The 12,817-nt window shown below is 25.6% G+C and carries 13 protein-coding genes; 11 read left to right on the top strand and 2 right to left on the bottom strand.

Going from position 1 to position 12,817, the window contains the following annotated elements:
- The first annotated feature begins 140 nt into the window (after positions 1–140).
- Positions 141–1,151 carry a hypothetical protein gene (locus GOQ29_RS06720; RefSeq protein WP_203371878.1) on the top strand — a complete coding sequence of 337 codons (1,011 nt, stop codon included), beginning with the start codon at positions 141–143 and terminating at the stop codon, positions 1,149–1,151.
- A 12-nt stretch (positions 1,152–1,163) separates the two neighbouring features.
- On the opposite strand, the gene GOQ29_RS06715 is transcribed toward GOQ29_RS06720, so the two are convergent.
- Positions 1,164–1,358, bottom strand: coding sequence for a hypothetical protein (locus GOQ29_RS06715; protein ID WP_203371877.1), 195 nt, complete (start codon positions 1,356–1,358; stop codon positions 1,164–1,166).
- A 93-nt stretch (positions 1,359–1,451) separates the two neighbouring features.
- On the bottom strand, positions 1,452–1,937 hold the full coding sequence (locus GOQ29_RS06710; protein ID WP_203371876.1) for a mediator of RNA polymerase II transcription subunit 4: 486 nt from the start codon (positions 1,935–1,937) through the stop codon (positions 1,452–1,454).
- Positions 1,938–2,085: 148 nt separating this feature from the next.
- On the opposite strand from GOQ29_RS06710, the gene GOQ29_RS06705 reads away from it, so the two are divergent.
- From GOQ29_RS06705 to GOQ29_RS06660, 10 genes are all read left to right on the top strand, one after another.
- The gene (locus GOQ29_RS06705) at positions 2,086–3,444 is read left to right on the top strand and encodes an MATE family efflux transporter (RefSeq protein WP_203371875.1); all 1,359 of its coding nucleotides are present in this window, start codon (positions 2,086–2,088) and stop codon (positions 3,442–3,444) included.
- Positions 3,445–3,497: 53 nt separating this feature from the next.
- Positions 3,498–3,998 carry an amidase domain-containing protein gene (locus tag GOQ29_RS06700; protein ID WP_207750660.1) on the top strand — a complete coding sequence of 167 codons (501 nt, stop codon included), beginning with the start codon at positions 3,498–3,500 and terminating at the stop codon, positions 3,996–3,998.
- A 27-nt stretch (positions 3,999–4,025) separates the two neighbouring features.
- Positions 4,026–4,763 (top strand): GNAT family N-acetyltransferase, encoded by a 738-nt coding sequence (locus tag GOQ29_RS06695; protein WP_203371874.1) that lies wholly within the window; start codon positions 4,026–4,028, stop codon positions 4,761–4,763.
- A 16-nt stretch (positions 4,764–4,779) separates the two neighbouring features.
- Positions 4,780–6,552 (top strand): B12-binding domain-containing radical SAM protein, encoded by a 1,773-nt coding sequence (locus tag GOQ29_RS06690; RefSeq protein WP_203371873.1) that lies wholly within the window; start codon positions 4,780–4,782, stop codon positions 6,550–6,552.
- A gap of 1 nt (position 6,553) precedes the next feature.
- On the top strand, positions 6,554–7,315 hold the full coding sequence (locus GOQ29_RS06685) for a hypothetical protein (protein WP_203371872.1): 762 nt from the start codon (positions 6,554–6,556) through the stop codon (positions 7,313–7,315).
- 21 nt (positions 7,316–7,336) lie between these two features.
- Positions 7,337–7,822 carry a GNAT family N-acetyltransferase gene (locus GOQ29_RS06680; protein WP_203371871.1) on the top strand — a complete coding sequence of 162 codons (486 nt, stop codon included), beginning with the start codon at positions 7,337–7,339 and terminating at the stop codon, positions 7,820–7,822.
- 13 nt (positions 7,823–7,835) lie between these two features.
- On the top strand, positions 7,836–8,972 hold the full coding sequence (locus GOQ29_RS06675) for a tetratricopeptide repeat protein (RefSeq protein ID WP_203371870.1): 1,137 nt from the start codon (positions 7,836–7,838) through the stop codon (positions 8,970–8,972).
- Positions 8,973–9,135: 163 nt separating this feature from the next.
- Positions 9,136–10,029 (top strand): bifunctional enoyl-CoA hydratase/phosphate acetyltransferase, encoded by an 894-nt coding sequence (locus tag GOQ29_RS06670; protein ID WP_350445986.1) that lies wholly within the window; start codon positions 9,136–9,138, stop codon positions 10,027–10,029.
- Positions 10,030–10,045: 16 nt separating this feature from the next.
- The gene (gene iorA, locus GOQ29_RS06665) at positions 10,046–11,821 is read left to right on the top strand and encodes an indolepyruvate ferredoxin oxidoreductase subunit alpha (protein ID WP_203371868.1); all 1,776 of its coding nucleotides are present in this window, start codon (positions 10,046–10,048) and stop codon (positions 11,819–11,821) included.
- A gap of 1 nt (position 11,822) precedes the next feature.
- A complete protein-coding gene (locus GOQ29_RS06660; protein ID WP_203371867.1) occupies positions 11,823–12,401 on the top strand; it encodes an indolepyruvate oxidoreductase subunit beta in 579 nt (192 codons plus the stop codon).
- Positions 12,402–12,817: the final 416 nt, after the last annotated feature.

The raw sequence follows: 12,817 nt of genomic DNA, 5'->3' as shown, positions 1-12,817 counted from the left end.
TGCCAAATCAAAACCGACCTCCATTAGTTAGATTTTTGGTCTAACTTTTTGGGGTCGGTTCAATATCCAAGGGTATTTTCTTTTATTATCTAAATATATTTGCTATACTGTTATATATCTGAGTGGAGCAGGAGGATTGTATGTTAGAAAATAGGATAAAAAGAATAATAATTTCAACTGCAGCTATTGATGCTATTAATGATAATGATAATAAATTTAGGTCATGTGAAGTGCAAGTAATGATTAGCACAATTAAGTCTCTTATTCCTTCATTAGAAAATAATGGAGTTAAGATAAATTATGATAGATATAAAAAGGAATTAGAATTATTAAATTATTATTTTGATAAAAATAAAAAGAGTGGTAGTAGATTGAATAGAGTTGATTATTGGAGTTATGAAGATAAAACTTTTACATCTAGAATAATACCAATAGTTATTGCTAATGAAGACTATGAAACAGCTAAGAAAGAAATAATAAAAAACATATTATATTCTACAGGAAATATAAATATATTATTAAATGGCATATTATTAGGAAAATTATTAGACTATTTAATAAAAAATCAACAAATTTTATATGACGATATATTATCAAAATTAAAAAATGAGATAATAGCTTTTTCTCAAACCAAATTTTTAGAAGAATATAGAGATCATTATAGAAAATCATTAGATGAATATAGCGGAAACTTTTTAGTGGATTTTGAAAGAAATAGGATTAAATTAATAAATATATTAAATGAAATAGAATCTAAAAATATTAATATATTGAAAAAGTCACTTTGTATAATAAAAAATAAAGAAGATATATTAATAGAGAAAATAAAAGTAGATGATTTATATGTATCTGCTATGTTAGGTGTTTATTTAAAGAAAATAAGTGAAAAAAAATATAATGATAGAAATTTTATAGAAAAAATTTCGGATTATTTAATAAAGTTACGAAAGGGAAGAATAGATTCTAGAAATCTAAAAGTAAAAATATATAGTATTCCAGATCTATTTAAATATGATGTTGGAAAAGAGATTAATCATCCTCTTTTGAATAGGTGTCAAATAGTAAAGAGATATAATCATAATGAGTCAATAGTAATTGAAGTAGTTACAAAATCAGGATTATATAAATTCAAAAGAAATAACACCCTTTGAAGGGTGTTATTATTATTTTTCTAAATAGTTTATAAATTCTTCTTCAGAGCTATCGGCAAGATAACTAAGATCTTTAATAATATTACGTTTTAAAATTAGATATTCTTCTAATTCCTTTTTTTTTCCTGTATACTCAAGGGCTCTAATGATGAGTAACATGTCTTTTTTTGGTATTTCAGCTATAGATATTTTATCAAATTCTTGCATGATCCCTCTCCTTCCATAATCTATTACATTATTTATATTTCTACAAAAACCTACATTATCCTTTTTAATTATTGAAAAAATGAATAATGATGTTTATATATTTTCTGGATCTTTATCATAAAAAACTCTTTGACTTCTAGATTTAATTTCTTTTATTAGATTTTCAATTTTTTCTATTTCTTTTTTGATTAGTTTAGTATCTTTTTCTGATATATTGTAATATAAAAATAGGTCTTCAAAAGTCTTTACTGTTTTTGATAATTCAGTATCTAATTTTATAAATGATTGGAAGTTTTTGCTTTTTTTTGCGTTGTGAAATTGATTAATATCAATTTTAATTAAACTCACTACATCTTCTTCACTTTTAAGGTCGCCAGCTGAAACCACATATGGTTTAATTCTTTCTAAATAATATGTATTGTCTTCATTAATATGATACATATAAGAAATTTTAAAATCATCTAATTTATATTTTACATAAAACATTACGCCTTGAATAGAAATAACTTCGCAACCCATGTCTCTGAGTTTAGTAAGACACATTTGATGACGAATTTGACGAATAGTCATATAAGCCATAAAACACCTCCAGAATATATTTATTTAAATAATTATATCATAATTATTTAAATAAATATATTAAGGCTATTAGATTCCTATAAATTTAAGAGGATTATTAAAAAAAATATAGAATATAAATATACATTAACCTAAAAGAGGTGTAATTATGACAGATAGATTTAAAAAACAAAATATATTTATTATTTTAGATTTAGCATGGCCAGTTATGTTTAGCCAATTGTTACAAACATTATTACAAATTGTAGATTTATATTTTATATCTAATATACATACAAAAGAAATTGTAGAATTAGTATCTGGAGTAGGTTTTTCTACATCTATTATTGGGGTTTTTATAGTTTTTTCTCAATTAACTGCAACTGGATCTATAGCAATAATATCTAGAAGAATAGGAGAAGAGAAGAAAGACGAAGTTTTTTCTATAACAGAACAAGCTTTAATATTAGCAATAATAGTTGGGCTTTTAATTGTTTTAGGAGTTTTTATCTTTATGGATCCATTATTAAATATAATAGGAGCTAAAGGGATAGTACATGATTTCTCCAAAAATTATTTAGGAATTGTTATATTAGGAATTCCTTTTATGTTTTTTAATTTAACAGGAAGAGCTATAATTCAGGCCATAGGAGATACAAAAACACCTATGATAATATTCGTTACAATGAACATTATTAATATATTGCTTGATCCATTATTAATATATGGATATGGAATAATACCTGAATTAGGTTATAAGGGAGCTGCATTAGCTACATTATTATCTAATATAGTTGCATGTATATTTATGATATATGCAATTTTTTTAAAAATATATTATAAGAGCTTTAAGAGAATTATACAAAGCTTTAAAATTGAAATCATGGTAATGATTAAAATAATAAAAATTGGATTTTATTCAGCAATACAAGCCATTTCTAGACCTATTACTGGATTATTAATGTATAAAATAGCAAGTTATACTGGAAATAATTCTGTAGCAGCATTTACAATAGGGGGTAGAATTATTGATTTAGTTTTTATTATATTAATGGGTCTTACAACAGCTATTTCAGTTTTGACAGGGCAAAATTTAGGGAAAGGAGATGTTAAAACAGTAGAAAGTTATATAAAAGATGGCTTAAAAATTGCCATGTTAAATGTAATAATATTTTTAGTGCCTTGTGTGATTTTTTCCGAAGTTTTGATGAAATTATTTATAGATGATTTAAATGTAATAACTATTGGATCTAATTATTTGCGTATAGTATATCCAGGTATGTTTTTTGTTATTTTTCAAGTTATATATGGAGGAGCCTTTATGGGTTCTGGAGATACTTTTCCTCCGATGGTAGCATCGTTAGTATCTAATTGGTGTTTCAAAATACCTATAGCTTATATTTTTGCAGAAATATTAGATAAGAGGGCTAATTGGGTATGGTTTGCAATTAGTATTTCTATACTTGTAGAGGCTATAATAATTATATTTTGGTTCAGAAAAGGAAGCTGGAAAAATAAAAAAGTATAATATATGTATTAATTACCCCAGTAGATAATATTATCAAAATAGGGGGTGATCTTTTGAGTCAATTATATAGATATAATCGTCAAAAGGTTGTAGAATATGCTAAAAGGTGGGCATTTGATAGAAATCCTAAATATTATAATTTTGATAAATTGGGAGGAGATTGTACTAATTTTATTTCACAGGTAATTCATGCAGGGGGATGTCCAATGAATTATACTAAATGGACTGGATGGTATTATAGTGATACTAATAATAGAGCTCCATCATGGACCTCAGCTAATTATTTAAGAAAGTTTTTATTAAATAATCAAGATACTGGACCTATTGTAAAAAAAAGTAATATAAATGAAATTGAAATAGGAGATATTATACAATTAAATTTTGATACAGATACAATATTTGAACATTCATTAGTAATTGTAGATATTAAGGAACCTAGAAGTTTAAAGAATATTTATATTTCGGCTCATACATATGATAGATATAATTATTCCCTTGCTAATTATATCATTGAAGATATAGAATACTATCATATACTAGGATATAAAAAATAAAATTATAGGAGGATAAAGAGGATAAACATGAAGAAAATTGAAGATAAAAATAAAATAAAAGGACTATTGGAAGAAGATAAAATTTTCACATCTAATATTTTAGGTAGAATGAAATATGAAAAAGGCTATAATATATTTGTTGATGATGTTGATAATATTAATGGAGTATTATTAAAATCAGGAAATTGGTATTTAGTATATTCACCAGAAGATAAAATTGCTAAAAAATTAATTAATAATTTAAAGGGAAATAAATTGAATTTTGCTGGAGTACCAATAGAGTATTATAATTTTATAAAAGAAAGTAAGGAAATAGATTGGGAAGAAATATGTCATTTGTATTATATTGATTCAAATGAATTTGAATTATTGAAACCTAATCACAAAGTATCGAATTTAAGAATGAAAGATGCTGAGATAGTAAATGAGTTTTATACTTATAAAAGTGAAAATTCTATAGATTATATTAAAAATTGTATAGCGGAAAGGAAAACTTCCTGTATTTTTGATAAAAATGGAAAGCCTCTTTCTTGGGCGGTTATAAGAGAAGATGGTTCAATGGGCATAATGTATACCAGAAAGGAATATAGGAATAAAGGTTTAGCTATATCGGTTACTTTAGATTTAATTAATAAAGTAATTAATAATGGTGATACACCTTTTGTACATATTGTACATGGAAATACTCCTTCAGTCAGATTAGCAGAGTATATAGGATTTAAAAAACATGGAGATATTGCATGGTTTGGAACAAAAGATATTTAATAGGAAGTGACTAAAGATGAAGATTTTATTTACAACTTTAAACTCAAAATTTGTACATTCTTGTCTTTCTTTAAGGTATTTAAAGGAGTATATTAAGGATTTAAATGTAAGTATTGATATTGAAGAATATACAATTAATCAACAAATTGACTTTATTGTTTCAGAAATATATAAAAAAGATATAGATTTAATAGCCTTCGCTACTTATATATGGAATGTAGAAGAGATAAAGGATATATGTAATAGACTAAAATTAGTAAGGCCTGAACTTAGTATTTTATTGGGAGGACCTGAAGTATCTTTTGATATAAAAAATATAATGAATGAAAATAAAAATATTGATTTCATAATTTATGGAGAAGGAGAAGAAAGTTTTAGAGAATTTATTATAAATACTATGGAAGATAATGGCTATGAATCTGTATTAGGATTAGCTTATAGAAATAAAAGTGATATTATAATAAATAAACCTAGAGAATTAATTCATGATTTAAATAAAATTCCATCTCCTTTTAAAGAAAATATGGATACTTTTAAAAACAAAATAATTTATTATGAAACATCTAGAGGATGTCCTTTTAATTGTAAATTTTGTTTATCTTCTACAATTAAAGGAGTAAGAATGTTTTCCATTGATAGAGTTAAGAGAGATTTGAAGTTTCTTATAGATTCTAAGGTTAAACAGGTAAAGTTTGTTGATCGTACTTTTAATACAAATAAAGAATATGCTATGGAGATTATGAATTTTATATTGGAAAATAATCCTGAAAATATTAATTTTCATTTTGAAGTGACGGCTCATTTATTAGATAATGAGATGTTAGAGTTTTTAGGTAAAATAAAAGAAGGAATGTTTCAATTTGAGATAGGAGTTCAGTCTACTAATGAGAAAACTATAAAAGCTATTGGAAGAACTACAGATTTTCAAAAGTTAAGTTATGTAGTAAATAAAATAAATACTTATAAAAATATTCATCAACATTTAGATTTAATTGTAGGACTTCCATATGAAGATTATGATAGTTTTAAAAAATCTTTTAATGATGTGTATGATTTAGAACCTGAGAAATTACAATTAGGATTTTTAAAGTTATTAAAGGGTTCTGAATTAAGAGATAAAGAAAAACTTTATGGGTTTAAATACATAGATAAACCTCCCTATGAAGTAATGGAAAATGATTATATAAGTTATAAAGAAATTCTTAAACTTAAAATTATTGAAGATTTAGTAGAAAAGTATGGAAATGAATTGAATTTTAGAAATACAATAAAATTTATTATTAAAAATTATTTTTCTACACCCTTTGATTTTTATGAGGATTTTTCATCTTATTGGGAAGAAAAAAAATATCATACAATTTCTCATAGTCTTAAAAAATTGTATGAAATACTTTATCAATACTTTAATTATAGATTTTCAGAGGATTTAAATATATTCAATGATATAATAAAATATGATTATATTTTTAATAATAATTCATCATTACCTAAATATATAGAAATGTATGATGAAGAAAAGATAAAAAAATATAGACATTATTTTTTACAGCAAGAAATTAATATAAATAAATATTTATTTGATTATAGGAATTTTCCTGTAAAAAAAATAATAAAAAATATATCTATTATAAAATTTAAATTTGATATACTTAAATTATTTAATACTTATGAGATAGATGATATTATTTACAAAGAGAAGATTATATTATTTGAACATAAAGGTAAAAATAAAATATTTACTAAATCTAAGGTAAGAGATATAACAAAGGATTTTTATAAGGAGGAATAGAATGGTTATTTTCAAGGATATTTTATATCTGAATAGGGATACTTTAAAGACAAGTTTAAATTTGTTATTTAAGAATTGGAAAATTATATTAACTGGTTTTGCTTATATGTTAATTAATATAATTTTAGCCATTTTGATAAATAGTTTGTTTGTTGGAGTGTTAAGGATAATTGGAGGTTTAATTTTTGCCCTAGCAATGGCATCTTTAATATCAAATTATTTATATCTGTTACAGAATATTATTAGAACAGAAAAATTTACTTTAGAAGATTTTAAATATGGGTTCACTGCGTTGTTAAGAAAGGTATATGGAGTTCTTATAATAGGATGGATAGCTAATTTATTATATAATATGGTATTATCCCCTCTGTTAGGAAGTATGGGGAGCATGATTTCAATAATAATTCCATTAGGAATTTTTATATTATTGAATCCTTTACCAGAGTCTATATATTTAAAATTTTATGATCCGTGGAGTACAATAGTTTATGCTTTTGAGTTTATAAAGGAGAATTGGTTGGAATGGTTTGTACCTAACATTGTGTTTATATTTATTTTATATTTTTTAATCGGAGATATGCAATTAAATTTATTTAGGATAAGTTTTGCATATTCAATGAATTTTTCTATTTATTCAATATTGATATATATCATAGGACAAATAGTATTTTCGTTTGTTATGATTTATCGTGGTGTTTTATTTGATAAATTAAGTACTAGTACGAGAAGAAAAAGAATTTTTATGAGAGATTTATATAAATAAAAATTTAGGGGGTATATATTTATGGATATAGAATTTAAGGTTATGGATCAAGAAGATGTAACAAATGTTTATGAGTTTTTTCAAGATCTTAAGGAAGAAACAATAGATATAACATTTGCAGATATAAATAGTAAAGATGAAATTGAAAATATGGTAAGAGATGAAGATGTGTTTATATACACTGCTTATTATAAAAATGAGATTGCCGGTGTTTTTAGAGGAATTAGAGGTAAGGGGAATAAAAATCATAGTGTTTTTTTAACGGCAGCGATACCTAAAAGATTAAGAGGAAAAAGAATTGCTCAAAAGTTGACAGATTTTGGATTAGATGATATGAGAAACAAAGGAATTAGAATTGCGAGAGCCTATGTATATAGTGATAATAATTCTTCTGTAAGTACACTATTAAAGCAAGGATTTACATTTTCTGGATGTGTTAATATGCATCATTATGATGATAAAGAAAATAGATATGTAGATGATTTGATATTCCATAAAATTTTATAATAGAGGTGGTAATTTGATAAAAAATATAGATGAATATTTTAAAGAGAAAACCGAAAATATTTATTTTATTCAATTGAAAAATGATTTTAAATTGAAAGAAGGTATAGAATTTGATTCCAAAATTCCTATTCCATTGGTTGCAAATAATTTATTAAAAGAAATAAAAGAAGGAGATGCTTCTGAAGAAATTAAGTTTAAATATATCATTGAAGGAATAATATATTTATTAGGTATAGATTTCGATTTTAAACATAGAAAAGAATATTTAGATTTATTGTATTCGTATAATGAAAATATCCATGGATATATATTAGCTGAAGGTATTAAAAAGATTAATGATGATATAATTGAAGAAGGAATGATTTATTTAAGAGCTCTACTCAATATTGATAAAGAAAATGTTAAGGGTTTATACAGTTATGGATTAGCATTAGAAACTAAAGCGATTTATTTTTATAATAAAAATAAAATTAAAGAGGGGAATATATTTTTTAGAGAATCTACTAATCAATTTGAGACCATACTAGATATAGATTCTAGTTTTGATTTAACTTATTATAAATTAGGTTATCATTATAGAAATATGAAGCAATATAAGAAAGCACAATTAATATGGGAAAAATTTATTAATATGACTTCGAATGATGAACTGAAAAAAGAAATAGAATTAGAAGTAGAAGTAATAAAGGATGATGTTAAATATGAAGAAGGATATAATTTAATATTAAGAGGAAAATCAGAAGAAGGATTAGAAAAATTATTATCACTGGTAAAAGATAATAGTGATTGGTGGAATCTTTTATTTTTTATTGGTTTAGGATATAGACAATTAGGAAATTATAATGAAGCTATTAAATATTTTAATAAAGTATTAATTATTGAACCTAAGCAAGTTGATGCATTAAATGAAATTGGATTATGTTATGCTAATTTAAAAAGATTTGATGAAGCCATTTCTAGTTTTAGTAAGGCTATTGAGATAAAACCAAAAGACTATCAGATATTATGTAATAGAGGAATGACATATTTACAACAAGGTAATTTAGATGAAGCGGAAAATGATATAGAAAAAGCTTATGATATGAATCCAGAGGATGATATAATTATAGCTTGTAGGAGAGAAATTAATAAATTTAAGAATGGAATTTAAATTCCATTCTTTTTTTAGTGTACCCAGCATGAGCACAGTCTATTGAATAAATTACAGAAAATTAAAAATTTAAATTTAATTTTATAAAGGATTTAGAAAGAAATTATCTAATTATATAAATAATAGGATAAAAAAATAGAAAATGTACTAAAGGAGGGATATGATGAATAGTCTTAAAGATATAGTTGAAGAAAGTCAGAGACAAAAAACTAAAATATTAGCAGTGGCTGCCAGTGAAGATAAAGAAGTATTAAAGTCTGTTGTGACAGCCGCAGAATTAAATATTATACAACCTATATTAATTGGTGATATTTTTGAAACTAAAAGAATTGCAGTTGAAATAGGACTTAATATAGAGGGATATGAAAAAGTTAATACTAAAGATTTAAAAGAATCTGCAAAAATTGCTGTTAAGTTAGTAAGTGAAGGGAAAGCAGATTTTGTTATGAAAGGTCTTATTGATACCTCTATTTTATTGAAGGAAGTACTTAATAAAGATTATGGATTAAGAACAGACAGTTTATTAAGTCATGTCATGTTTTATGAAATCCCAACATATCATAAGCTTTTAGTAATAACGGACGGAGGAATGAATATTACACCATCTATAAATGAAAAAGTGTCAATAATTGAAAATGCAGTACAGGCATTTGATAATTTAGGGTATAAAAAGATTAATGTAGCTTGTCTTGCTGCAAAGGAAAAGGTTAACCCTAAAATGTCTGCAACAATAGATGCTGAAGAAATAAAAAAAATGTGGGAGAAAAAAAACATACAAAATGTAATTGTAGAAGGACCATTGGCATTAGATTTAGCAGTATCTAAAGAATCAGCTAAAATAAAAGGATTTAATAGTAGTATTGCTGGAGAGACAGATGTTTTATTAGTTCCTAATATTGAAATGGGAAATGGGATTGGAAAAAGTTTGACTTATTTTGCTAATGCAAAATCTGCTGGAGTGATAATGGGAGCTAAGGCTCCTATAATATTAGTTTCTAGAGCAGATGATCAGCAAACAAAATTAAATTCTATAGCATTAGGTAGTGTTATAGCATAAAAAGGGAGTGGAAAATATGAAAAAGCTGTTAACTGGGAATGAAGCTGTTGCAAGGGGAGCTTATGAAGCAGGAGTGACTTTAGCTTCAGCTTATCCAGGGACACCTAGCACGGAAATATTAGAAAATATTGCTAAGTACAAAGAAGATATTTATTCAGAATGGGCACCTAATGAAAAAGTAGCATTAGAGGTAGCTATTGGTGGATCTATAGCAGGAGCAAGAACTTTAGCTGCAATGAAACATGTTGGTGTAAATGTAGCTGCTGATCCATTATTTACTTTTGGATATACAGGTGTTAATGGAGGATGTGTTATTGTATCAGCGGATGATCCTGGTATGCATAGTTCACAAAATGAACAAGATAATAGATATTATGCAAAAGCATCCAAAATAGCAATGATAGAACCAAGTGATAGCCAAGAAGCTAAAGATTATATAAAAGAGGCTTACAAAATAAGTGAAAAATATGATGTTCCAATTTTATATAGATTAACAACAAGAATATGTCATAGTAAAGGATTAGTTGAAGAGAACAAAAGGAATGATATTGAAATTAAAGAATATACTAAAAATATTCCTAAATATGTTGCCACACCTGCTAATGGAAGAAAACTCCATGTAATAGTAGAGGACAAATTAAAGAAATTAGAGGAATATAGTAATATTACTACTTTAAATAGAATTGAATGGAATGATAAAAAGATAGGAGTTATTACTTCAGGTGTAGCATATCAATATTCAAAAGAAGTATTTAGAGAAAAAGCTTCTTATCTTAAATTAGGATTTACGTTTCCATTACCTAAAAAGAAAATTAAAGAATTTGCAGATTCTGTAGAAAAATTATATGTTATAGAGGAGTTAGAACCATATTTAGAGACAGAAATTAGAGCTATGGGCATAAAGGTAATAGGTAAAGATTTAATACCTATAATCGGAGAACTTAATCCAGATATTATTAGGGAGTCCTTATTCGGGGAAAAAACACAAACTGTAGATAAAAAGGAGGATAATATAGTTGGCAGACCTCCAAGTATGTGCGCAGGATGTCCTCATAGAGGTTTGTACTATGAGTTAAGTAAAAAGAAAAATATTGTAGTAACAGGAGATATTGGATGTTATACATTAGGTTCAGCTCCGCCTTTAAGCACTATGGATACATGTATTTGTATGGGGGCTAGTATAAGTGCTGGACATGGTTTTAATAAAGCTTCAGAAGTAAGTGGTAGAGATGTTAAAGTTTTTGGTGTTATTGGAGATTCTACATTTTTTCATTCGGGAATAACTGGACTTATTGATATTGTATATAATAGTGGTAATTCAGCTACCATTATATTAGATAATAGAATAACAGGAATGACAGGACATCAAGAAAATCCAGGTACTGGTTTTACATTAATGGGAGAGGAAGCCCCCCAGATAGATATTGTTAAAGTATGTGAAGCAATAGGAGTAAGAAATATAGAAGTAATTAATCCATTAAATTTAGATGAAACTAAAAATGCTATTGATAAAGCAATGAAGACAGATGAGCCTATGATTATTATAACTAAATATCCATGTGTTCTTAAAAAATCTACACAATCAGAAATAGAAAACTATGGATTAGGCAAAAAATCTTGTATTGTAGATCAGGATATATGTAAAAAATGCAAAATGTGTTTGAAAGCTGGTTGTCCTGCAATATCCTTTGATTCAAAAATAGGTTCTATAATAGATGAGGATATGTGTGTAGGTTGTGATGTATGCTTACAAATTTGTCCTTTTGATGCAATTAAAAAGGTGGGTGAATAAAATGGATAGTACTAAAAATATATTATTAGTAGGTGTTGGAGGACAAGGAATTATACTTGCCAGTAAAATATTATCTGCAGGGTTAATTGATGCAGGATATGATGTTAAAATGTCAGAAGTTCATGGAATGGCTCAAAGAGGTGGAAGTGTAACCACTCAAATAAGATATGGGGAAAAAGTTTATTCGCCTATTATAGGTAAAGGTCAATCAGATATAATAGTAGCATTTGAACAAATGGAAGCAGAAAGATGGATAGATTATTTGAAAATGAATGGGAAATTAGTTATTAGCGATTATAAAATTCCTTCTGCACCTATATTAACTGGTGATTTAGAATATCCAGAAAATATATTAGAAGATTTAGAGAAAAGAACAAAACCTATTATTATAAAAGCTGCTAAATTGGCTAAAGAATTAGGAAATATTAGAACTCAAAATATAATAATGCTAGGAGCATTAGTAAAGGCTATAGGGCTAGAAGGCATAGATTGGGATAAGATTATTAGAGATATGATTAAGGAAAAATATCTAGATATCAATATAAAAGCTTTTACAATGGGGAAAGAATTAGTAGATTAAAATTTTAAATCTTTAAGTTATAAGTGGTGCATAGTTATATGGAATACGGGTTATGCACTACTTTTAATTTAAAAAGTATTGACTTATCGAATTAAATTTGTTATATTATTAAAGGTCATTTGAAAATATATAGCTAAACAAAATAATAAATAATAGTTGACAGAGTATAATTTTTTTGTTAAAGTATTAGAAGTCGTCTCTAAAGTTAACGAATTCGACAAGTAACAAAAACTTTTTTCAAAAAAGTATTGACAAAAATCAAAATACCTGATATAGTATTAAGAGTCGCCAGGAATGGCGCAAAAGAAATTGGTCTTTGAAAATTGAACAGTACAAAGTTAAATGACAACTTAAAGTTGTCGAATAGATTAAGCTAACGTTTGATTCATTTTGAGTCAAAGGAAATCAAAATTCAA

Origin of the sequence: Anaeromonas gelatinilytica (assembly GCF_016820635.1) — a bacterium.
Taxonomy (GTDB): Bacteria; Bacillota; Clostridia; order Tissierellales; family SIT17; genus Anaeromonas; species Anaeromonas gelatinilytica.
The sequence above is the reverse complement of the archived record's forward strand: the minus strand, read 5'-3'. Positions and strand labels throughout refer to the sequence as shown.

Excerpts from the sequence above, each read along its gene's own strand:
- GOQ29_RS06690 (WP_203371873.1), top strand. The coding sequence starts at position 4,780 with ATGAAGATTTTATTTACAACTTTAAACTCAAAATTTGTACATTCTTGT.
- iorA (WP_203371868.1), top strand. The coding sequence starts at position 10,046 with ATGAAAAAGCTGTTAACTGGGAATGAAGCTGTTGCAAGGGGAGCTTAT.
- GOQ29_RS06710 (WP_203371876.1), bottom strand. The coding sequence starts at position 1,937 with ATGGCTTATATGACTATTCGTCAAATTCGTCATCAAATGTGTCTTACT.
- GOQ29_RS06715 (WP_203371877.1), bottom strand. The coding sequence starts at position 1,358 with ATGCAAGAATTTGATAAAATATCTATAGCTGAAATACCAAAAAAAGAC.
- GOQ29_RS06695 (WP_203371874.1), top strand. The coding sequence starts at position 4,026 with ATGAAGAAAATTGAAGATAAAAATAAAATAAAAGGACTATTGGAAGAA.
- GOQ29_RS06705 (WP_203371875.1), top strand. The coding sequence starts at position 2,086 with ATGACAGATAGATTTAAAAAACAAAATATATTTATTATTTTAGATTTA.
- GOQ29_RS06720 (WP_203371878.1), top strand. The coding sequence starts at position 141 with ATGTTAGAAAATAGGATAAAAAGAATAATAATTTCAACTGCAGCTATT.
- GOQ29_RS06685 (WP_203371872.1), top strand. The coding sequence starts at position 6,554 with ATGGTTATTTTCAAGGATATTTTATATCTGAATAGGGATACTTTAAAG.
- GOQ29_RS06660 (WP_203371867.1), top strand. The coding sequence starts at position 11,823 with ATGGATAGTACTAAAAATATATTATTAGTAGGTGTTGGAGGACAAGGA.
- GOQ29_RS06680 (WP_203371871.1), top strand. The coding sequence starts at position 7,337 with ATGGATATAGAATTTAAGGTTATGGATCAAGAAGATGTAACAAATGTT.
- GOQ29_RS06670 (WP_350445986.1), top strand. The coding sequence starts at position 9,136 with ATGAATAGTCTTAAAGATATAGTTGAAGAAAGTCAGAGACAAAAAACT.